Below are 21,904 nucleotides of genomic sequence, written 5' to 3'. Positions count from 1 at the left end.
CACCTTCCTTCGTGCTCGTGCGTGAGCGGGAAGAAGCGCGTCGGCCGTCCTACTCCACGAGCGCGGCGAGGAGCGAGCCACACGCCTCTTCGCACCGACGGCAGGCGTCGGCGCAGACCCGGCAGTGCTCATGCATGGAGGCATGCTGCGAGCACTCGTCCCCGCACGCCCTGCAGGCGGTCCGGCAGGCCTCCAGGACCGCTCGCGTCAGGTTGGCGTCGTACCCGGTGTGACGGGACAGCACCCTCCCTGTCGTGTCGCAGATATCCGCGCAGTCGAGGTTCGTCCGGATGCATTTCCGCAGCTCGGCCACCATGTCCTCCGCGAGGCATGCGTCCGCGCATGCGGTGCAGGTCTGCGCGCAGTCGAAGCACGCGTCGATGCACTCGGCCAGCAGGGTGCTGTCGAACCCGTCGCGATCCTGCGGGTAGGTGTCGAGCATGGAACGGGCGTTGGACATGGCGTGCTCCTTCTGGTGCGGCTGGGCGGGACGTGCGGGTGTCAGGGGTTCACAGGCTCGGGGCTGGGGCGGAACCGTCGGATGCTGTAGACGATGAAGGCCGCGGCGAGGAGCCCGGAGACGATGAGCCCCGATCCCACGCTCCAGCCACCGGGCAGCCACCAGCGCGCATCGAGCGGCCACCAGCCGGGAGTGGCTGGATGGACACCCCACAGCACGCCCAGCAGCACCAGGACCAGGGCGCCCGCGAAACTCAGGACGATGTTGCGCGTGCTCTTCACACCCCGGGCGGCCGCTGCGAAGGCCTTCCGTTTCACCGGCTGGAGCCACCGCCGTGCCCACTCGTACTGCTGGGCCAGGACGGCGAGGCCCGCCACGAGGGCCAGCAGCCCGGGACCGGGCAGCACCAGGGCCGCCAGTCCGACCAGCACGAGCAGCCATCCGACCACCAGCCCGATGATGCGGCTCGCACCGCGCGGCCGGGTCCGTCCGGCGAAGCGTGCACCGTGGGGGCGCCGCCGTCTATCGGTTCTCAGCATCAGAAATTCCTCAGCAGGCTTCGCATTCCTCTATCGTTGAACTGATCGGCGGTGGTGGCAACACCGGACTACCTGCGCGCGTGCCCTTGCGTTACGGGGACAAGCGCAGCTCCGACGGCGCCACCACCGGAACCGCAGGCTTCCCGCGCGCAGCGGGTCAACCAGAAGGAGATTCACCATGATCGGTTTCATCGTCGCAGGGCTCATCATCGGAGCGCTCGCCCGCCTCATCAAGCCCGGCAAGCAGAACCTCGGGCTCCTTGCCACGCTGCTGCTCGGCCTCGTCGGGTCCGTCATCGGCGGTGCCATCGCCAGCGTTGTCGGAACCGGCAACATGTGGGAACTGAACATCTTCGGCTTCATCGTGTCCGTCATCGCCGCCGTGCTGCTGATCGGCGTCGCCGAGTCGGTTGCCGGGCGCCGTCGCGTCACGCGCTAGGCCCACAAGCAGGGCAGGAGGGGCGGCTTCGGCCGCCCCTCCTGCGTACCCGGCGATCCGTGCAGCACGACGTCGTTCATCCCACTTCCGCGCCATGGCACGCCTCGGGCCTCCCGCTCGTTCACCCGGTACGCGTGCCCCCACGACTCCCAGCTTGCAGGTGTAGCGTTGGCGCCAGATGGGGCACAGATTCGTTCGGAAGGCTCAATCATGAACAAGAACTGGCGCTGGCTTCCCGCCGGCATCGTCCCGGTCGTCATCGTCACGGCCGCCGTCAGCGGTTCAGCCGTCGCCGAGGCCCAATCGCAACTCCCAGCGAAGACCGCACAGGAACTCCTCGAATTCGTCGCCACAAGCTCCGATGACGCCTACTCCGGCACCGTGGAGCAGTCCTCCGATCTCGGCCTCCCCGACATGGCAGGCATCGCCACTCCCCCCGGCGGCACGTCCAGCTCCGATCCCACCTCCACAGCCCTGGAACTCCTGACCGGCGAGCACACTGCCCAGGTCTACGTCGACGGGACGGACAAGGCGCGCGTCCAGGTGCTCGACCAGCTGGCCCAGCGCGACGTCGTCGTGAACGGCAGCGACGCCTGGTACTACGACTCCCAGTCCAACGAGGCCACCCACGCCACCCTGCCCGACAGGGAGGCGGCGAAGGCGGAGCTCGAGGCGAAGCTGCAGGAGAAGATCGCCGAGTACCCCGAGCTGCAGGACGTGCCCCGCACGCCTGCCGAGCTCGCCGAGGTGTTCCTCGCAGCGATCGATCCCAGCACCGAGGTGACCGTCGACGGCACCAGCCGGGTCGCGGGCCGCAGCGCCTACCAGCTCGTGCTCACGCCGGAGGACGCCGCTACCCTGATCGGCTCCATCGCGGTGAGCGTCGATTCCGAGACGGGCGTCCCGCTGAACGTGACGGTCGAAGCCAGGGGCCAGGAGGAAGCGGCCTTCGCGGCCGGCTTCAGTTCCGTGGACTTCAGCACCCCCGACGCCGGCATCTTCGAGTTCACCCCGCCCGCAGGGGCCACGGTCACGGAAGTCCCCTCCGCCGACGAGGTGAAGGCCCGCGTCGACGCCAGGAACGACGTCGACGCCAAGGACCAGCCCGTCGCTCCCGAGCAGCAGCCCACCGTGATCGGCGAGGGCTGGAGCACCATCGTCGAGCTGCCCGCAGGCAGCGCCGCGCACCTCGGACTCGGTGCCGGCCCGGCCGAGACGGGCATGGGGGAGATCATGGACATCAAGCCCGGCATGGACCCTGAGCAGGTCGCAGGCGCGGAGGCACTCCTGGAGCAGGCGCTCACCGAGGTCGACGGCGGCCGCGCCCTGCAGACGTCCCTCGTCTCGGTCCTGATCACCGACGACGGCCGCATCCTGGCCGGTGCCGTCGGCGTCGACCAGCTCGTCGCCGCGTCGCAGCGGTGATCAACGAAGTTCCCCCGAGGACCCGCACCGAGCGTGCGGGTCCTCGTCCGGCTGGAGACGGGTTCGCGATCGAGACGCGCGGGCTGACCAAGGTCTTCGGCCGCCAGAAGGCCGTCGACGGCGTGGACCTCGCCGTCCCCCGCGGAACCGTGTTCGGCTTCCTCGGTCCCAACGGATCGGGGAAGACCACCACCATCCGCATGCTCCTCGGCCTCGCCTCGGCGTCCAGCGGCGAGATCCGGCTGCTCGACGGCGCGATGCCGAAGGACGCACGCGCGGTGCTGCCGCGGGTCGGCGCCCTCGTGGAAGGGCCGGCCATCTACCCGTTCCTCTCCGGACGGGCGAACCTCCAGCGGTTCGACGCCGCCGACCGCCACACGGAGCCTGCCACCCGGAACGCCCGGGTCGATGCCGCCCTGGAGCGCGTGGGCCTCGGCCACGCCGCGAAGAAGCGCGCGCACGCCTACTCGCTCGGCATGAAACAGCGCCTCGGCATCGCGAACGCCCTGCTCGCCCCACGCGACCTGCTGATCCTCGACGAACCCACCAACGGCCTCGACCCGCAGGGAACACGCGAGGTCCGCAACCTCATCAAGTCCCTGTCCGACGACGGCACCACGGTCTTCGTCTCCAGCCACCTGCTCGCCGAGGTGGAGCAGATGTGCACGATGATCGCGGTCATGAGCGCCGGCCGCCTCGTGGCGCAGGGCACCCTCGACGAGCTCCGCTCCGGAGGAACCTCCCGCGTCCGCGTCACCACGCCCGATTCCGCCGATGCCCACCGCGTGCTCACGGGCCTCGGCCTCAGGCCCGAACTCCACGGGCGCGACGACGTCGTCACCGCCGAGCTCTCGGTACCCGGGCTGCAGCCCGAGACCGTCAACGCCGCCCTGGTCCGCGCCGATGTGCGCGTGCGCGGATTCGTGGCGAGCGGCGCTTCCCTCGAGGACCGTTTCGTCGCACTGACCGGAGAGGGGTTCGACGTTGCCGGTTGAATCCGCAGTGGCCCGCCCGCCCCGCGCAGGAGGAGGTCTCGGCCTCACCCTCGTCCTCTCCGAGATCAGCGTCCTGTTCCGGCGGCTCCGCACCTGGGCGATGATCGGCGCGCTGGCGCTGATCCCCATCCTCATCGCCGTCGTCGTGCGGGTCTCGTCCGACGGCGCTGACAGTGGTCGCGGCCCTGCCTTCCTCAACAGCATCACCCAGAACGGACTGTTCGTCTCGCTGACGGCGCTGACGGTGGCCATTCCCCTGTTCCTGCCGCTGACCATCGGCGTCGTGGCGGGTGACACGATCGCCGGCGAGGCGAACCTCGGCACGCTGCGCTACCTGCTCGTGGCGCCGGCCGGTCGGATCCGCCTGCTGCTCGTGAAGTACGCGGGGGCGGCGCTGTTCTGCTTCGTCGCCACCCTGACCGTCGTCGTCACCGGCGCGATCATCGGCGCACTGCTGTTCCCGGTCGGGCCCGTCACGCTGCTCTCCGGCGATACCGTGGGCATCCCCGGGTACTTCGTGCGGTTGCTGCTGCTCGCCCTCTACGTCACCGTCTCGCTCCTGGGCCTCAGCGCGATCGGCCTGTTCATCTCGACGCTGACCACCATCCCCGTCGGCGCCATGGCCGCGACGGCTGCACTGGCCGCCGTCGCGCAGATCCTCGGTGCACTCCCCCAGCTCGAATGGCTGCACCCGTGGCTGTTCACCAATTACTGGCTGGGCTTCGCGGACCTGCTGCGGCAGCCGATCGTCTGGAATTCGTTCGCCGACAACGCACTGCTGCAGCTCGGGTACATCGCCGTGTTCGGGACCCTGGCGTACGGCCGGTTCAGCACGAAGGACATCCTGAGCTGATTCCGGGTCCCGCCGGCCGTGCGGATGACGGCCGATGACCTATCCGAGGACGAGTTAAGTTAGGCTATCCTTGCTCTTTGCACGTCGATTGCCGCACGCTCGACGGACAATCCGCCCCTGCTGAGAAGAGATCCGGATGCACCCGCGCCCGCTACTGACCACCTTCGCCGGCCTGACCGCCGTCGCATCGACCCTCACCGGGTGCAGTGCCATCGGCACCGAATCCGCCGACCTCCAGATCTACTCGGCGCGCCACTACGACCTCGAGGGCGCCTTCGGGCAGTTCACGGAGGAGACCGGCATCACCGTCGAGTTCATCAGCGGGGATGACGCGGAGCTGCTCGAACGGCTCAAGGCGGAGGGTGAGGACACTCCGGCCGACGTCTTCCTGACCGTCGATGCGGGCAACCTGTGGAACGGTGCGCGCCAGGGCGAACTCGCCTCGATCGACTCCTCCGTACTCGACGACGCCGTCCCCGAGGATCTCCGCGACGCGGAGGGCCGGTGGTACGGGCTGGCGATGCGCGCCCGGACCGTCACCTACAACCCCGACGCCGTGGACCCCGCCGCCTTCGACCCGGCGGACACCTACGCGGGCCTTGCCGACCCCCAGTGGAAGGGCCGGCTCTGCATGCGGGATGCGACCTCCGCCTACACCCAGTCACTCGTGGCAAGCCTGATCGAACTGCACGGCCGGGACCGCGCGCTCGAGATCGTCAAGGGGTGGGTTGCCAATGACGTGGCCATCATGAGCAACGACATCCTGCTGCTCGAGGCGATCGACGCCGGCACGTGCGACGTCGGCATCAACAACCACTACTACCTCGCCCGCACCCTCGTGGAGAAGCCCGAACTGAACGTCGACCTGTTCTGGGCGAGCCAGGAGGGAGCCGGCACCCACGTGAACATCTCGGGCGCGGGAGTCGTGGAGGGGGCGGACAACCCGGAGGACGCGCAGAAGCTCATCGAATGGCTGGCCACCGACGGGCAGAACGCCTTCGTCGACGCCAACCACGAATATCCGGTCAACCCGGCCGTGCAGCCCGAGCCGGTCATCGCCGGCTTCGGGGAATTCAAGCGCATGCCGCTCAACGCCGAGGCCTACGGAACGCTCAACGCCGACGCCGTCGACCTGCTCGCCGAGGCCGGATACCAGTGACGGGGACGGCGGCCCTGGCCGAGGCCCGGGCCCCGGAGCGTCGCTACCGCGCGCACGGCGTCGGCCGGCCGGCGTGGTCGACGGCGGTCATCGTGGTCGCCGTCGTCGTCGTCACCCCCGTGCTGGCAGTGGTGCTCGACGGACTGGGAAGCCTGGGAGATACGGCACCGCCGCGCGGGCTCTCGGGAATGGTGCTCACGACCCTGGCCCTGATGCTGGGCGTAGGCGCGGGCTCGCTCGTGGTCGGAGGAGGACTGGCCTGGCTCGTCACCGCCTACCGGTTCCCGCTGCGCAACCTCCTGGTCTGGCTGCTGGTCCTGCCCCTCGCGATGCCCGCGTATGTCCTCGGGTTCGTCTTCCTCTCCGTCTTCGACGTCGCAGGTCCGGTGCAGTCGCTCCTGCGGGCCGTCTTCGGCACGGACGTCTGGGTACCCGAGGTCCGTTCCCTGCCCATGGCGATCCTGGTGATGACGCTCTCCCTGTATCCCTACGTCTACCTGCTCGCACGCTCGGCGCTCATCGAGCAGTCACCCGCCACCTACGACGCCGCCCGCACCCTCGGTGCGAGCCGGGGGCGGGCCCTGCGACGGGTCCTGCTGCCGCTGGCTCGGCCCTCGCTGGCCGCCGGGCTGGCCCTGGTGATGATGGAGACCCTCACGGACTTCGCCACGGTGCAGTACTTCAACGTCCAGACCGTCTCGGTGGGCGTGTACCTCGTGTGGAAGGGCACGTTCGACTTCCATGCCGCCACGCAGCTCGCGGTACTGGTCCTGCTCTTCGCGGTCGCGGTGCTGGCCGCCGAACGCGCGCTGCGCGGCAGGGCCCGCTACCACCAGCACGGCAGCCGTGGCCAGGGCCTGACGCCCGAGCGGCTGCACGGGATGCGCGGGTGGGCCGCCACCGCCCTCTGCCTGGCAGCCCTCGCAGCCGGCTTCATCATTCCGGTGGTACGGCTGCTCCTCTGGGCGGTCGGCCAGGCCTTCGCCGATGCCTCCTTCCTGACGGACCCGAGATTCGCCCAATACCTGGGCAACAGCCTGGCGGTGGCGGCGATCACCGCCACCGCCTGTGTCATCCTGTCCCTGACCGTCGGGCATGCGGTGCGCATGGGCGGCGGCCGGGTAATCTCCTCGGCAGCGCAGCTGACGACCTTCGGGTACGCCGTCCCCGGCGCGGTGGTGGGGATCGGGGTCCTCCTGTCCTTCGCGGCAGCCGACTCCGCCCTCGAGTGGGCCGGCGTCCCGGGTGGCACGGGACTGATCGTGACGGGCTCGGTGATCGGCATCCTCTACGCCTACGTGATCCGGTTCCTCGCCCCGGCCTACCAGTCCGTCAGCGCGAGCCTCGAGAAGATCTCGCCGACCGTCACGTCCTCGGCCCTCAGCCTCGGGGCCGCGCCGCGGCGCATCCTCGCCCGCGTGCACCTGCCCCTCGCCCGGCCGGGTGTCGCCGTCGCCCTCATGCTCGTGGTGATCGACGCCGTGAAGGAGCTGCCGATCGTGCTGCTGCTGCGGCCCTTCGGTTTCACCACGGCGTCCGTCTGGGTGTACGAGCTCGCGCGCGAGAACTTCTGGGAGAAGGCCTCCCTCCCTGCGCTGGTCATCGTGGCGGTCGCCATCATCCCGGTCTTCGTGCTCGTCCGGTCCACGCGCCGGCACGAGGCACGAGGCACCGTCCCAGGAAAGGTACGGCAGTGACATCACCCACCGCGAGCGCCGAGGCCGGGTTCGGCCCGGAGGCACCACCGGCGCTCGGACTCGAGGGCGTCACCAAGCACTACGGCCCCACCCGGGGCGTGGAGGCCCTGACGCTCTCCGTCGCCGCCGGCGAACTGGTCACACTCATCGGACCCTCGGGGTGCGGGAAGTCCACGACGCTGCGGCTCGTGGCGGGACTCGAGCGGCCGGACGCCGGCAGGATCACCGTGGCCGGCGGTGTCGTCGCGGACGCGGGGCTCTTCGTGAACCCGGAGCGGCGCCGGGTCGGACTCGTGTTCCAGGACCACGCCCTGTTCCCGCACCTGACGGTGGGCCGGAACATCGAGTTCGGCCTCGACCGGCTGCCCCGGGGCGAGCGCCGGGCGCGCGTCGGGGACCTCCTGGACCTCGTCCGGCTGGCTCACCTGGCGAACCGGTATCCGCACGAGCTCTCGGGCGGCGAGCAGCAGAGGGTGGCCCTGGCCCGCGCCCTGGCGCCGCGGCCCGCCGTCGTCCTCCTCGACGAACCGTTCTCCAGCCTCGACGAGTCCCTGCGGGCCCAGGTGCGCCGGGACACCGTCGCCACACTGCAGGAGACCGGCACCACGGGCGTGCTGGTCACCCATGACCAGACCGAGGCCCTGTCGGTGGGCGCCCGCGTGGTGGTCATGAACAACGGCGTCATCGAGCAGGCGGACGTGCCCGAGAAGGTCTTCGAGCAGCCCGCCACCCGGTTCGTCGCCTCGTTCATGGGTGACGCGGACTTCCTGCCCGCGCACGTGCACCGGGCCCTGCTCACGTGCGAGATCGGCATCGTATCCACGGTGCCGGGGTGGGCGGACAGCGACGTCGACGTCGACGTCGTGCTGCGTCCGCACGAGGTCGCTCTCCGTCCCGCGGCGGACGCCACGGCGAGGGTCTCGTCCGTCGAGTACCACGGTGCGTTCGTCCTGCACCATGTCCGGCTCGCCTCCGGGCGGACCGTGCGGTCCTGGCAGCCCCACGACGTGCGCTATCCCGTCGGCACCGCCGTGGCCGTGTCGGTGGCAGCGGGCATCTCCCCCACCCTGCTCGTGGGCAACCACGCCGTCACCTCCCCGCCCAGCAACAGCATCAAGCTCGGTCCGAATCCTGCGGGAACGGGCCGGCCGCGCCACCACACCGTCTCCTCCGAGGTACCGCGATGACCCTTGAATCCGATCTGTCCGGCCCGTCCGGCCCGTCCAGCCTGTCCAGCCCGTCCGAGGCCACCTTCACGGACCTCGCCCGCCACGGCGAGCGCCCGGCCGTCCTCACCGCCGACGGCGTGCTGTCGTACCGGGAGCTCGCAGGCAGGGTCGACGACGTCGTGTCCCGTCTGGGGCCGGAGCGCCGGCTCGTGCTGCTCGCCGCACGCAACGACGTCGAGTCGATCGTCGCCTACCTCGCGGCCCTGACAGCCGGCCATCCCCTCCTGGTGGTGCCGGCGGACAAGCCGGCCGCGCTGGACACCCTCGTCGAAGCCTATGAACCCGACGTCGTGCTCCGGACCGGCTCCGGATCGCTCGATCTCGAGGAACGCTGGCCCGGCACCCGCCATGACCTGCATCCGGACCTGGCGCTGCTGCTCAGCACCTCCGGCTCCACCGGCTCACCGAAACTGGTGCGGCTGTCCCGTGCGAACCTCGAGGCGAACGCGAGGTCGATCGCCGAATACCTGGGCATCGGCGTCGACGACCGCGCCGCCACGACCCTGCCTCTCTCCTACTGTTACGGGCTCTCGGTCGTGAACAGCCACCTCTCCCGAGGGGCCGGGCTCGTGCTCACGGATCTGTCCGTCGTCGACCCCTGTTTCTGGGACGTGTTCCGTGACCGCCGTGCCACCTCCTTCGCCGCGGTTCCCTACACCTTCGACCTGCTCGACCGGGTGGGTTTCGCGGAGCTGGATCTGCCGAGCCTGCGGTACGTCACCCAGGCCGGGGGCCGCCTCGCACCCGAGAAGGTCCGCTCCTGGGCGGAGGTCGGCCAGCGCCGCGGCTGGGACCTCTTCGTCATGTACGGGGCCACGGAGGCCACCGCCCGCATGGCCTACCTCCCACCGGACCTGGCAGCGCAGCATCCTTCAACCATCGGCATCCCGGTGCCGGGTGGCTCCTTCCGGCTCGAGCCGGTCGAGGGGCTGGAGTACGGCGAGCTGGTCTACTCCGGGCCGAACGTGATGCTGGGCTACGCCGAGGGCCCGGAGGACCTCGCGCTGGGCCGCGAGGTGCACGAGCTACGGACCGGGGACCTCGCCCGCCGGCACGCCGACGGCCTGTACGAGGTGATGGGCCGGCGGAGCCGTTTCGTGAAGATCGCCGGGCTGCGGGTGGACCTCGGGCAGGTCGAGCGGATCCTGGCCGAGTTGGGCGCCGTCGCTGCCGCGACCGGCTCCGACGACGGGCTCGTGATCGCCGTCGAGGGCGATCACGATACGGGCCTGTTGGCCAAGGTCCTCGCCGCCGACCTCGGGCTCCCCCGGGCGTCGGTCGAGGTACACGCCGCGGACAGCCTGCCCCGCTTGGCCACGGGCAAGATCGACTACCCGGCCGTCCGTGACCTGGCCGCGCCGAAGGCCTCTGCCAGGCGTCCCGAGCGGGAGGGGCCCGACGACGTCGCGCGCATCTTCGCCGAGTGCCTGGACCGCGCCGACGTGCGGGCGACGGACACCTTCGTCTCGCTCGACGGCGATTCCCTCTCCTATGTGGCCCTCTCCGTCCGGCTGGAGGCGGCCCTGGGCCGGCTGCCCGAGGACTGGCACCTGCGGACCGTGGGCGAGCTGTCCGTTCCCGGGAAGCCACGGGGCCGTCGGCTCGTCTCCTTCCTGGAGCCGTCGATCGTGCTGCGGGCTGTGGCCACGGTCTGCATCGTGGCCGCCCACGTCGAACTCTTCACGTTCCACACCGCGCATCTCCTCTTCGTCGTCGCCGGCTTCAATTTCGCGCGGTTCCAGCTCTCCGGGGACCGGCGTGCACGGCTCCGGCGGCAGGTGCGGAGCCTGGGGCGGGTGATCGTCCCGTCGGTCGCATTCATCGCCGTGGCCTATGTCCTCACCGACAACTACAGCGTGGCGAACATCTTCCTGCTCAACGGGATGATCGGCCCCCAGGAGGTAACCAGCGAGTGGCACTTCTGGTTCGTGGAGATGCTCGTCTACGTGCTCGTCGGCGTGACCGCCCTGCTGGCCGTCCCCTGGGTGGACCGCCTCGAGCGCCGCGCCCCGTTCGTCTTCGCCCTGGGCCTCGTGGCCGTCGCACTGCTCAGCCGGTATGACATCGTGGACCCGGGCCTGCCGAAGCCCCTGCCCGTGTTCTGGCTCTTCGCCCTCGGGTGGGCGGTGGGCCGGGCCAACGGCACCTACCAGCGGTGGGCCGTGTCCGCCCTCGCGGCGCTGACCGTGCCGGGGTTCTTCGACCATCCGCTCCGTGAAGCGACGATCATCGCCGGCCTCCTGCTGATCACCTGGGTGCCGGCGCTGCCGGTGCCCTCGGTCCTGCGCCGGGTGACGGGCTGGCTCGCCGCCTCGTCGCTGTACATCTACCTCACGCACTGGCTCGTCTACCCGGTGCTGCTTCCCCTCGGCCAGGTCGTGGCGGTCGTCGGGTGCCTCCCCGTGGGTGTCGCCTATTGGGCGTTCTGCCGGTGGCTGCCCGGCGCGGTCGCGGGAGTGGGGCGCGGACGCCGTGGAGCGACTGCGCGGGAACCGATCGACGCCTGAGGGCCACCGGTTCCGCCTCGCACTCCTCGCCAGGGCGTGCCCGCTCCTCACGCAGCATGCCCACAACGGGCAACGGCCCCCGACGTCACGTCGGGGGCCGTTCCTCGTCGAACTACCCGACGAGGACCGTGAGCTCCTGGAAGTCGCCCTCCGCCGAGCGTCCGACGAGGAGCTGGAACGTGCCCGGCTCGTACTGCCAGCCGTCCTCGTAGTGCTCGAAGGCACGGGCGGGAACGGCGACCTCGACCGTGCCCGACGCACCCGGCTCGAGTTCCACCGAGCCGAACCCGGCGAGCCAGCGCACGGGACGCTCGATCGCGGAGTCTGGCCGTGCGGCGTACACCTGCACGACCTCGCGACCGGAGCGTGAGCCGGTGTTCGTCACGGGGACGCGCACGGTGAGGCCCTCGCCCGCCGCGACCGACGCGTCAGCCGACGCCGTCCCGAGATCGAAGGTGGTGTACCCGAGGCCGAAGCCGAAGGGGTAGGCCGGGCTCGCGCCGCCGTCGGCGGCCTGCTTCAGCCAGGCGCGGTAGCCGACGTGGATGCCTTCCTCGTAGTGCACCTTGCCGTCCACCGGCGTCGTGCTGAGGACGGGCACGTCCTCCAGCGCTGCGGGCCAGGAGGTCGGGAGGCGCCCGCCGGGTTCCTCGGCCCCGAGGAGGACGTCGGCGATGGCCGCGCCGAACTCCTGGCCGCCGAACCAGCCCAGCAGGATCGCGCTGACCTCGTTCCGCCAGGGCATCAGCACGGGTGAACCGGAGTTCACGACGACGACGGTGCGCGGGTTCACGGCGGCCACGGCTGCGACGAGGCGGTCCTGGTGCCCGGGCAGGTCGAGGTCCTTCCGGTCGAAGCCCTCGGACTCGATGGCTGCGCTGGTGCCCACGACGACGACGGCGACGTCGGCCTCGCGGGCGGCTTCCACCGCAGCCGCGATCTCGGCCTCGGCGTCGTCCACCACGGCCTCCTCACCGAGCAGGATGGCCGAGAACGGGATGACCTGGCTCGCAGGCAGTGTGAAGACCGCTTCCACGGACACGCGCCGGCCCGCCGTCGTGGTCACCGGGAAGGTCTTCTGCGGCGGGGAGAACAGCGCGGCGCCGAGGACGTCGTGCTCGTCGACGAGTTCGCCGTCGAACACGGTCTCGCCGTCGAGGGCCAGGCTGACCTGCCCCACGGTGCCGACGCCGAGGTGGTGCACGCCGTCGTCGGGCGCGGCCCATTCGGTCTCGATGCGGATGCTCGCGGTGCCGTCGGGGATGCCCTTGCCGAACCAGATGAGGTGCGAGGCCAGGCGGTCCTCGGCGGAGAGCTCGACGCCGGCCGCGTCCAGGAACGTCACGCGGAGGCCCGGGACGCCGGCGACGGGGTTGTGCAGCGACGCGCGCGGGAACTCCTGCAGGCCGTCGGCCACCTTCGCGCCGCGCGAGTAGGTGAGCTCGACGTCGTCGGGCAGTGCCTCCCGCAGGCCCTCGAGCGGCGAGACGATGCGCAGCGGCATGACGGTGGCGCTGCCGCCGCCCTGCGTGCGGGCCTCGGAGGCGTTGTGGCCGATCACGGCGACGCGCTTCAGGGTCGAGGGGTCCAGCGGCAGCACGTTGCCCTCGTTGCGCACGAGCACCGAGCCGCGGATCGCGGCCTCACGGGCGAACGCGCGCCCGTCGATCTCCGCAGGCACATCGGTGACGGCGGGCTCGAACCCGTCGAGGACGCCGACCCTCGCGGCGAGGCGCAGGATCCGGGTGACCTTCTCGAGGATCGCCTCGCGGGAGACCTCGCCGGACTCGGCGGCGGCGACGAGCTTCGGGCCCCAGTGTCCTACCGGGCCGGGCATCTCGAGGTCCTGGTGGGCCTCGGCGGCGTCGATGGAGCGCACACCGGTCCAGTCGGAGACCACGACGCCGTCGAAGCCCCACTCGGTGGACAGCGGGGTCTCGAGAAGCGGGTTCTCGCTCGCCGTCGTGCCGTTGACGGAGTTGTAGGAGCTCATCACGAGCCAGGCCTTCGCCTCGGTGACCGCCTGCTCGAACGCCGCGAGGTAGAGCTCGCGCAGGGGCCGCTCGGCGACGACGGAATCGGCCGTGAAGCGGTCGGTCTCGGCGTCGTTGGCGATGTAGTGCTTCGGGGTGGCGCCGATACCCATCGACTGCACGCCGGTCACGTAGCCCGCGGCGAGCTGCGCGGTGAGCACCGGGTCCTCGCTCATGCACTCGAAGTGCCGGCCGCCCAGCGGTGAGCGGTGCAGGTTGATCGTGGGTCCGAGGACCACGTGGACGCCCTTGCGGTGTGCCTCCTGACCGAGCACCTGCCCGTACCGGCGCGCGAGGTCCACGGACCACGCGGCGGAGAGGGAGGACGACGACGGCAGGCTGATCGAGTCGTGGCGCTCGTCGAAGTCCTCACCGCGGACACCTGCGGGGCCGTCGCTGAGGACCACGCGGCGGAGGCCGATCTCGGGGATCTCGACGGTGCTCCACACGTCCGCGCCGGTCAGCAGGCTCACCTGCTGCTCGAGGGTCAGGCTCTCGGCGAGCTCGCGGATGCGGGGGTCGACGGCGACGCGTGCCGTTGCGGTGACAGTCATTTACTGGACTCCTTTGATGCGGGTGACGAGGGCGGCGCCGATGAGTCCGACCACCGCTCCTCCGAGGAACAGGCCGGGGTAGCCGGCGAGGGCGATGACCGGTGCGGCAATGGCGGGAACGAGGGACTGGGGCAGCGCCTGGGCGATGTTGAAGACGCCGAAGGTCTTGGCGTTCTCGGACTGGTCCGCGGGCAGCAGGTCGGCGATGAGGGCGACGTCGACCGCCGTGAAGCAGCCGAGGCCGATGCCCGCGACGGCCTGGCCGAGAAGGACCTGGCTGAAGTCGCTGCTGGTGGCGATGATGATCAGCCCGGCCATGATGACGACGGCGGAGAGGATCACCAGGTTCTTGCGGCGCCCGATGCGGTCGCTGATCCAGCCGCCGAGGAAGCTGGTGGCGACGGTGCCGGCGGCGCTGACAAGGGTCAACTGGAAGACCAGGGTGGCTACGTCGTCCTGTGCGACGCCGAGGTGGTCGCTGAGGAAGTAGGGCATGTAGAGCAGGCCGCAGCAGTAGGCCATGTAGACGAGGAACTTGGTGAACCAGGCCCAGCCGAGGCCGGGGTGCTGGACCGGGTTGAAGTAGAACGAGCCGAGGAAGTCCTTGATCGTGTATTTGTCCCTGGGCTTCTCGGTGAGCACGCGGTCCTTGAAGGTGAACGCGAAGGCCAGGGCGATCACCACGCCGACCGCACCGGGGACGACGGCCATCAGGAAGGCGGTGTCGAACAGCTGGGCGAAGAAGGCCGCGGCGACGAGGCCGATGGGGAGCGTCATGCCGACGAGGCCGGAGATCTTGCCGCGCTGGTCGGCAGCAGCCTGGTCCGGCAGTGCGGCGACCAGGGCCGCGAGCGCGGCGTTGAACGAGAGTTGCGCGACGATCCAGCCGATCAGCACGCCGGTGACGCCGGTGGCGGAGCCGAGGATGAACAGGCCGACCAGCCCTGCGAGGGAACCGCCGACGATCCAGGGTTTCCGCATGCCGAACCGTGACGTCGTCCGGTCGCTGAGGCGGCCGAACACCGGGTTGGCCAGGAGGGCGATCAGGGCTCCGACGCCGGCCACGAGGCTGTAGGCGCCGGCGCGGGTGTCGGGAGTGGTGAGTTCTGCGATCTTGATCGCCAGGACAACGAGTGCCGGTGCGAGGACCGCCATCCACAGGCCTGCGCTCGCGATCGGGAGTCCGATCATGAACGCGCGGCTTGCGCGCTGGGTGGACTGTGCGTCCTGGACGAAAGTTGGAAGGTTGGCCACGTTGCCTCCTTGTAAGGGCCCGTCGTTGGGATTGGATCGAGAGTACACGCTAAAACTGAGTGTTACTAGATTTTGACGTCCGGTGCGCCCCTGCCCCTCCTAGACTGGGTCGGTGACTACACGAGGACTCCGGGGACCGTACGCAAAAGGCGAAGAGCGCCGACGCACGATCGTGCAGACGGCGACAGACGTGTTCGCCACGGAGGGCTTCGAGGGTGCGGCGCTCAAGCAGGTGGCGGAGCTCGTCGGCGTGCGGGAGGCAACGCTCTTCCACTACTTCAGCAGCAAGCAGGAGCTGCAGCAGGCCGTGCTCGCCGAGCGCGACGAACGGGCGCGTGAGCTGATGGGCGAGACACGGGTCAGCGTGGACGACCTCCCGGTGGTCGCCGAGCGGAACGAGCAGCAGCCGGGGCTGACGGCGCTCTATGCGGTGGCATCGGCGACCGCCCATGACGCGTCCCACGCGTCCCATCGGTACTTCCGTGAGCGCTACGAGATGCTGGTACGCGAAATGGCCCGGGAGGTGGCGGAGCGCCAGCGGTCGGGCGAATACCGTACGGACGTCGATCCGGAATGGGCCGGCCGCCTGCTCATCGGAGTGTTCGACGGCATCCAGGTGCAGTGGCTCTACGACAAGGGCGTGAGCATGCAGGAGGGGTTGCGGCAGGCGATCGCGCTGCTGAAGGCGCCTGGCGCCTGAGCCCTACGTCACCCTGCGTCGTCCGACCCAGGCGAGCAGGCCGGTGACCGCCGACTCGAGTGTTCCCAGCACGTCCGCCGGTGTCTCCCCGATCGGGTCCTCGGGCCGGTCCAGGCCGAGCCACTCGCGCAGCTCGCGCTCGCTGACGGCGCGGATGGTCTGGCCCGCACCGATGTACTGGAGCGCCTTCCGTTCCTTGCCGCTACCCGGTGTCAGAAAGACAGTGCGCCGGCTGGCATCCTCCTGACCGACCACGACCATGGTCGTCTTCTTCGTGACATTGTTGGCCGGCGTCGCTCCGAGGGCAGCAACCCGGTCCATCGCTTCTTCCCGTGTCATGGTGGTTAGGTTCCCGGTGAAGACCACCACCTGATGATGGAGGGGGTTCGAGGGGTCGGCCTGACGGTTGGCCCGGGGCAGTTCGGCGAGGGTCGGGGTCCTGGCGTAGCGGTGCGAACCGCTCGACGACGTCGGCTTCTTCGCCGGCCAGAGCAGGTCCAGCGAGTGAAGTGCGTGCTTCTGCGCGATGGCGACGACGGCCGCCGCGCAGATCTCGGCATCGCTGCCGGCATCGTGGTGCTTGAATGCGCCGAGCCCCAGAGCTCTCGCGACGTCCGGCAGTCTGTTCTGCTCGAGGCCGAGAAGGCGACGGGCCAGGTCGACGGAGCAGGAGAAGGAGTTCTCGGGCACCGCCAGGCCCGTCTCCGCGCACGCACCGCGCAGCACCGAGCGGTCGAAGGGCGCATTGTGGGCGACGAACCGATCGGTCCCGGCGAATACCAGGATGCGCTGCAGGCTCTCGGCCCATCCCGGAGCGGTGCGCACATCACCGGGTCGGATGCCGTGGACGGCGATGTTCATCGAAGCGAAGTCGCTGACGGACGGAGGGGGCTTGATCAGCCACGACGCGCTGTCGACGACGACGCCGTTCCTCACCTTCGCCAGGCCTACTGCGCAGACCGAGCCACGCTTGCTGTTCGCCGTCTCGAAGTCGATCGCGGTGAAGTCGAGACCCTGCACTGTTCCCCCTGAGACTGTCGCCGCCTATCCGCGGCCTTGGACAGCCTACCGGCCCCCTCGCCCCGCCCCGCCCCGCGCCTTCCGTCGCGTTGCCCGTTTCGTGGCCGTCACGCGGTCTTCCTCGTGGTGCGGAAATGCTGAGGTAATCCTGCTGCCAATCGGCGCGTCGACCGGCGCGGTCGTTGCAGGTCGGGCGATAGATTCGTCCTACCCCGGGCGAGGCTCAGCTCGCCCGGGTCTCATGCCCAGGGGGGCTCGCATGGATTCGGGAATCAGAACGTGAGTGCGGCCGCCCCGCTCGACGGCGACGCGGCGTACGTGGAACCCGAGACACTGGGCCTGCTCAAGCGGCGTGTACCCGGCCAGTCGGTCATGGAGGAACTGCTCGACGTCCACGGTTCGGGCGACGCTCGCGGGCCGCTGGCACGGGTGTTCGGGGTCCGGCCACTGGGTCCTGACAGCCTGCCCTGGTACTGGGGTGCACTCGGCGAACGCGCCGTCGGTCGCACCCTCGCCTCCCTCGGTCCGGAGTGGACGGTCCTCCACGCCGTTCCGGTCGGCGAGAAGTCGTCCGACATCGACCACGTGGTGATCGGCCCGACCGGCATCTTCACGATCAACACCAAGCGCCATGCGGGCCAGACCATCTGGACGGCGAAGGGCACCTTTCTGGTCGCCGGGACGCGGTACCCCTACGTGCGGAACTCGGAGCATGAGGCAGCACGGGCAGGGAAGCTGCTCTCCGCCGCTGTCCTCAGTTCGGTCTCCGTTTCGGCCGCGATCGTGGTCGTCGGCGCACGCCAGGTCACCGTGAAGGAAAAGCACCGGACCGTCGCGGTGCTCACCGAAGGTCAGCTGCTCCGGTGGCTGACACGGCGGCCGGTCCTGTACACCGAGCAGCAGGTCGCCCTCCTGTCAGCGGCCGCAGCGCAGCCCTCGACGTGGCGGCGCACCCCGCCCGTACTGCGCGACCCGACCGACGTCGTCGGGCCCTTCGAGGCGCTGCACCGGCTGGTGGAGCAGGCACGACGACGGCGGATCGGCTGGCTCCTCGCGGTGCCCGCGACGTTCTTCGCGTCGGCCGCGGGCATCCTGCCGCCCTTCTGACCAGCAGTAGTCAGCTCCTTTCCGTACAGGAAGATCACCAGTGCTCCACTTTCCTTCGAAGAACAGCGCCGCGCATACGGCGGACCCCCGTGAGGTGAACCGCCTGCACCAACTGCTGGGCGATCACGTCTGGGCTTTCAGCAACTGCCGGGTCGATGCGCCAGGACTGCCGATCGCTGAGGTGGACTGGCTCTTCTACAACGCGATCAAAGGCACCTTCATCCTCAGCGAGTGGAAGGGATTTCCGGCGGCAGTGGCCTGGGTGAAGGACGCCGGGGAAGCGTGGACGCTCGGAAACCGGTCTGTCGTGCCCAATCCTCTCGAGCAGGTCGGCAAGCAACTCGACGCCGTCCGTCGCGCGCTGCGTCTGGGCATCTGCGACAACCACTTCCCGTCGGCCGACCAGCACTCGATCAATGTGTACCCGAGCGTCTATTCCCCGCAGATCAGCGAGGCCACGCGGCGGGAGCGGTTGCGCTACGGCGTGGTGCACGGGTCCCTGGAGGACGTCGCCCTCATGGTCGAGCGCAGGGCCGTCACGGTGCCCCTGATGGCTGCCGGCGGCACTGCGCAGATCGCTCTCGCCGAGGCGCTGGCCGAGCTCTTCCGGTGTTCGGTCAGCCACACGGTGCGCAAGAAGATCGCACCGCCCGCTCCCGTTGCACTGAGTCCGCAGGTGAGAATTGCGGCGATCCACCGCGAACTGTCCGCGCTCCATCTCGAGCTCGCCGCACTCATCGACCAGGGGCTCCCGTCCGCAGCGGCACCCGTAACGCAGGCGCTGGAACCTTCCGTCAGGCTGACGGTCGTAGCGCCGGTTGCCGCGATAGGTAAGCCCCCGGCAGTAGCACCAGCCGCTGCACCCGCGGTCAATCGGACGGCAGCACTACCCCTTGCCCAATCAGCAAAAATGACGCAGTCGAACAACGGGCACCTACAGCGGCACGTGACTCAGCACGTCCCTTTGTCTTCCGCAGGACCGGAGCATGTGCGGGCTGCCTTCCTCGCTGCACTGCAGGACGGGCAGTTGCGTACGAGCGGCGTCCATGTGGGCCAATTCGGCGCTCTTGTGGGACAACGCCTCAAAGGTGATCGCACTCTCGCGAGTCTGTCGCTGGGCAGTCTCGGGAAGTGGTGCCTGGCGCAGGCGACCGCAGCAGGGATAGCTGCGGTGAAGGATGGCGCTGATCCGTCCGTCGTCAGGGTGCGGAAAGGATCCGGCGCATAGACTCCTTGGTGCCCTCTAAAGCTCCGGTGCCCGCTTCGCCCACCCCGTCGCCTGCTCGAACGCATACGCCACCTGCAGCAGTTCGACGTCGCTCCCGTGCGGCATCGCCAGCTGCAGGCCCACCGGCAGGCCGTCGTCGCTGAAGCCCGCGGGCACCGACACCGCGGGCAGGCCGGTCGCCGAGACCAGGGTGGCCGAGCGCATCCAATCCAGGTACGTCTCGAACTCGACGCCATTGACCGACGTCGGATACCGCTCGGACGCATCGAACGGCAGCACCTGCGCGGTCGGACTCGCGAAGACGTCATACTTCCCGAAGTAGCGCCGCACACTGGTGTCGAGACGGGTCCGGGCGAGGGCGGCGTCGATCATGTCCTGTGCCGTCAGCCGCAGTCCCTGCTCCACGTTCCAGCGGATCTCGGGCTTGATCGCGTCGCCGTGCTTCTTCACGAGATCACCCAGACCGAGCACGAAGTCGAACGCACGCGTCGTCCCGAACACCTGGTCCGCGCCCCGCAGGTCCGGCGCCGCTTCCTCCACGATCGCGCCGAGGTCGATGAAGACCTGCAACTGGCCCTCGAGGACCCGCAGCACCTCACGGTCGACCGGCACGCCCAGCCCGAAGTCGGAGGACCAGCCGATCCGCAGCCCGGTCAGGTCCCGCTGCAGCGACGATCCGAACGATCCCGGGACGGGGTACGGGTACGGAACAGCGGGGTCGGCACCCGCGATCGCCGTCATCCCCAGGGCGATGTCCTCGACGTCACGCGCCATCAGGCCATTGCGGTTCAGCCACGCCCAGGCGTTGCGGGTGGGCAGGGACGGAACGACGCCGATCGACGGCCGGTAGCCCACGATGTTGCAGAACGACGCCGGGTTCCGGAGCGAGCCGCCCATGTCGCTGCCGTCTCCAAGTGGCTGGATTCGCGCGGCGATCGACGCCGCCACTCCCCCGCTGCTGCCGCCCGCACTCAGGGAGGTGTCATAGGGGTTGACCGTCGTCCCGAACAGCTCGTTGAAGGTGTGCGCGCCGGCGGCGAACTCCGGCACGTTGGTCTTCCCCGTCGTGACGACGCCGGCCTTCTTGAGGCGGCCGATGATCAGGTCGTCGAACGTCGGCACGAAGTCCCTGATCACGCGCGAGCCCTGCGTGGTCCGCAACCCCCTGGTGTTGTGCGTGTCCTTGTGCGTCATCGGCAGGCCGTGCAGCGGCGGCAGGTCAGCGCCTGACGCCGTGAGATCGTCGGCCGCATCCGCGAGCGCTGCCGCGCCCTGCCGGTCCTCCGTGATGACGGCGTTGATCGTCCCGTTGACGGCATCGATGCGATCGAAGTGCGCCTCGAGCGCTTCACGCGCTGACAGCTCACGACGGCGGATGGCCCCGGTCAGCTCGACGGCGGACAGGTCGGAGAGCGCAGTGCTCACGCGGCATTCCCCAGCTTCGAGAGCAACGCCGCCATGGCCGCGCGGACGCCGGTGGTGAGCGTCGGCTCGATCACCGGCGCGAAGTACGGCGAGTGGTTGCCCGGAACCTGGCCGTCGCCGTCGAGCAGTTCCTGCGGGTGCCCGCCGAAGAACCAGTAGACGCTCGGCACCCCGATGGCCTCGGCGAGGAGGCCGAAGTCCTCGCTGCCCATCACCGGCGGGGCCTCGACGACGGCGTCTTCCCCCAGCACCTCGCCCAGAACCGCCATGAGGTCCTCCGTCGAGGACGGGTCGTTGTAGCACTGCGGGAAGCTGGTGATCTCCTCGATGGTCGGCTCCGGCGCACCCGACGCCGCGGCCTCCGCACTGATGATGCGCCGCAGCGAGCCGAGCACGCACTCGCGCACATCGACGTCGAACGTCCGCACGTTGAGCGTGAACTCCGCGGACGCCGGGATGATGTTCTCCTTCAGGCCTCCGTGGAACGTGCCGATCGTGACGACCGCGGACTTCATGGGGTGCACCTCGCGGGAGACGATCGTCTGGATCCGGACGACCATGTGGGCGCCGAGCACGATGGGGTCGATCGACTGCTCCGGCTGCGAGCCGTGCGCCTGCTTGCCGAGCACTGTCACTTTCCAGGAGTCGGCCATCGCCATGGCGGTGCCCTTGCTGATGTTCACAGTGCCGGCCAGCCCGGGCCAGACGTGCTGCCCGTAGATGATCGAAGGCTTCGGCGCCTTGTCCCACAAGCCGTCTTCGACCATGGCCTCCGCACCCTCGCCGGTCTCCTCCCCCGGCTGGAAGATGAACACCACGGTGCCGGACCACGCCTCTCGGCTCTCCACCAGCAGCTGTGCGGCGGTGAGGCCGACGGTCATGTGGGTGTCGTGGCCGCAGCCGTGCATCACCGGGACGCCGGTCCCGTCGGCGAGGGTGCCCGACGTCGTGCTCGCGTAGTCGAGGCCGGTGTCCTCCGCGATCGGCAGGCCGTCCGTGTCGGCGCGGTAGCCGACCACCGGTCCGTCGCCATTGCGCAGGATCCCGACGACGCCGGTGCCGCCGCACAGAAACGTCTCCAGCCCGAGGTGGGTCAGCTTCTCGAGGATGAATGCCGCGGTGTGGGTTTCCTGCATCGAGAGTTCCGGGTGGGCGTGCAGGTGTCGGTAGAGCTCGTGCATGGCGGTGGTGTCGGCGTCGGAGAGATCGAAGACGGCGGTATCGATGGTCATGGTGTCCTTTCGGGGTGGCTGACGGAGCACTGGAATGACGGTAGCGCG

Annotated in this window: 18 protein-coding genes; 11 read left to right on the top strand and 7 right to left on the bottom strand. The window is 69.8% G+C overall.

Features of this window, described 5'->3' with window-relative positions:
* Nucleotides 1-49: 49 nt before the first annotated feature.
* Nucleotides 50-460, bottom strand: a complete 411-nt coding sequence (locus ACIQCY_RS06245) for a four-helix bundle copper-binding protein (protein WP_400483026.1) — start codon at nt 458-460, stop codon at nt 50-52.
* A 41-nt stretch (nt 461-501) separates the two neighbouring features.
* Nucleotides 502-999, bottom strand: coding sequence for a PGPGW domain-containing protein (locus ACIQCY_RS06240; protein ID WP_400483025.1), 498 nt, complete (start codon nt 997-999; stop codon nt 502-504).
* A 178-nt stretch (nt 1,000-1,177) separates the two neighbouring features.
* Between ACIQCY_RS06240 and ACIQCY_RS06235 the strand changes: the two genes are divergently transcribed.
* The 8 genes from ACIQCY_RS06235 to ACIQCY_RS06200 all read left to right on the top strand — a co-directional run bounded on the left by ACIQCY_RS06235 (nt 1,178) and on the right by ACIQCY_RS06200 (nt 11,303).
* Nucleotides 1,178-1,438 carry a GlsB/YeaQ/YmgE family stress response membrane protein gene (locus ACIQCY_RS06235; RefSeq protein WP_400483024.1) on the top strand — a complete coding sequence of 87 codons (261 nt, stop codon included), beginning with the start codon at nt 1,178-1,180 and terminating at the stop codon, nt 1,436-1,438.
* 210 nt (nt 1,439-1,648) lie between these two features.
* The gene (locus ACIQCY_RS06230; protein ID WP_400483023.1) at nt 1,649-2,863 is read left to right on the top strand and encodes an outer membrane lipoprotein carrier protein LolA; all 1,215 of its coding nucleotides are present in this window, start codon (nt 1,649-1,651) and stop codon (nt 2,861-2,863) included.
* A complete protein-coding gene (locus ACIQCY_RS06225; RefSeq protein WP_400483065.1) occupies nt 2,863-3,858 on the top strand; it encodes an ABC transporter ATP-binding protein in 996 nt (331 codons plus the stop codon). The genes ACIQCY_RS06230 and ACIQCY_RS06225 overlap by 1 nt, the downstream gene beginning before the upstream one ends.
* Before the next feature lie 7 nt (nt 3,859-3,865).
* The gene (locus ACIQCY_RS06220; RefSeq protein ID WP_400483022.1) at nt 3,866-4,711 is read left to right on the top strand and encodes an ABC transporter permease; all 846 of its coding nucleotides are present in this window, start codon (nt 3,866-3,868) and stop codon (nt 4,709-4,711) included.
* Between the two features lie 136 nt (nt 4,712-4,847).
* Entirely contained in the window at nt 4,848-5,870 is a 1,023-nt protein-coding gene (locus ACIQCY_RS06215) for an extracellular solute-binding protein (protein ID WP_400483021.1), read from the top strand.
* Nucleotides 5,867-7,567, top strand: coding sequence for an ABC transporter permease (locus ACIQCY_RS06210; RefSeq protein ID WP_400483020.1), 1,701 nt, complete (start codon nt 5,867-5,869; stop codon nt 7,565-7,567). The genes ACIQCY_RS06215 and ACIQCY_RS06210 overlap by 4 nt, the downstream gene beginning before the upstream one ends.
* The gene (locus tag ACIQCY_RS06205) at nt 7,564-8,754 is read left to right on the top strand and encodes an ABC transporter ATP-binding protein (RefSeq protein ID WP_400483019.1); all 1,191 of its coding nucleotides are present in this window, start codon (nt 7,564-7,566) and stop codon (nt 8,752-8,754) included. Before ACIQCY_RS06210 ends, ACIQCY_RS06205 begins: the two co-directional genes overlap by 4 nt.
* Nucleotides 8,751-11,303 (top strand): AMP-binding protein, encoded by a 2,553-nt coding sequence (locus ACIQCY_RS06200; RefSeq protein WP_400483018.1) that lies wholly within the window; start codon nt 8,751-8,753, stop codon nt 11,301-11,303. The genes ACIQCY_RS06205 and ACIQCY_RS06200 overlap by 4 nt, the downstream gene beginning before the upstream one ends.
* Before the next feature lie 112 nt (nt 11,304-11,415).
* On the opposite strand, the gene ACIQCY_RS06195 is transcribed toward ACIQCY_RS06200, so the two are convergent.
* Nucleotides 11,416-13,890 carry a beta-glucosidase gene (locus ACIQCY_RS06195; RefSeq protein ID WP_400483017.1) on the bottom strand — a complete coding sequence of 825 codons (2,475 nt, stop codon included), beginning with the start codon at nt 13,888-13,890 and terminating at the stop codon, nt 11,416-11,418.
* Nucleotides 13,891-15,144 carry an MFS transporter gene (locus tag ACIQCY_RS06190; protein ID WP_400483016.1) on the bottom strand — a complete coding sequence of 418 codons (1,254 nt, stop codon included), beginning with the start codon at nt 15,142-15,144 and terminating at the stop codon, nt 13,891-13,893.
* A 112-nt stretch (nt 15,145-15,256) separates the two neighbouring features.
* Here ACIQCY_RS06190 and ACIQCY_RS06185 point away from each other — a divergent pair, with 112 nt between their 5' ends.
* Complete coding sequence (locus ACIQCY_RS06185) at nt 15,257-15,844, top strand: TetR/AcrR family transcriptional regulator (protein WP_400483015.1); 588 nt, start codon at nt 15,257-15,259, stop codon at nt 15,842-15,844.
* A gap of 3 nt (nt 15,845-15,847) precedes the next feature.
* Here the strand turns inward: ACIQCY_RS06185 and ACIQCY_RS06180 are convergent, their stop codons facing one another.
* Nucleotides 15,848-16,864, bottom strand: a complete 1,017-nt coding sequence (locus tag ACIQCY_RS06180; protein WP_400483014.1) for an exonuclease domain-containing protein — start codon at nt 16,862-16,864, stop codon at nt 15,848-15,850.
* Between the two features lie 279 nt (nt 16,865-17,143).
* Between ACIQCY_RS06180 and ACIQCY_RS06175 the strand changes: the two genes are divergently transcribed.
* Both ACIQCY_RS06175 and ACIQCY_RS06170 read left to right on the top strand, forming a co-directional pair.
* Nucleotides 17,144-17,971, top strand: a complete 828-nt coding sequence (locus ACIQCY_RS06175; protein WP_400483013.1) for a nuclease-related domain-containing protein — start codon at nt 17,144-17,146, stop codon at nt 17,969-17,971.
* A 40-nt stretch (nt 17,972-18,011) separates the two neighbouring features.
* Nucleotides 18,012-19,199: a hypothetical protein gene (locus tag ACIQCY_RS06170; protein ID WP_400483012.1), complete on the top strand. Its 1,188-nt coding sequence runs from the start codon at nt 18,012-18,014 to the stop codon at nt 19,197-19,199.
* A 15-nt stretch (nt 19,200-19,214) separates the two neighbouring features.
* Here the strand turns inward: ACIQCY_RS06170 and ACIQCY_RS06165 are convergent, their stop codons facing one another.
* Together ACIQCY_RS06165 and ACIQCY_RS06160 are read right to left on the bottom strand one after the other, a co-directional pair.
* Entirely contained in the window at nt 19,215-20,624 is a 1,410-nt protein-coding gene (locus ACIQCY_RS06165; protein ID WP_400483011.1) for an amidase, read from the bottom strand.
* Nucleotides 20,621-21,856: an amidohydrolase gene (locus ACIQCY_RS06160; RefSeq protein WP_400483010.1), complete on the bottom strand. Its 1,236-nt coding sequence runs from the start codon at nt 21,854-21,856 to the stop codon at nt 20,621-20,623. Before ACIQCY_RS06160 ends, ACIQCY_RS06165 begins: the two co-directional genes overlap by 4 nt.
* Nucleotides 21,857-21,904: the final 48 nt, after the last annotated feature.

The organism is Arthrobacter sp. NPDC092385 (assembly GCF_044755105.1).
Classification (GTDB): domain Bacteria; phylum Actinomycetota; class Actinomycetes; order Actinomycetales; family Micrococcaceae; genus Arthrobacter_D.
Note: the sequence above shows the minus strand (reverse complement) of the source record. Positions and strands in the feature narration are given on the sequence as shown.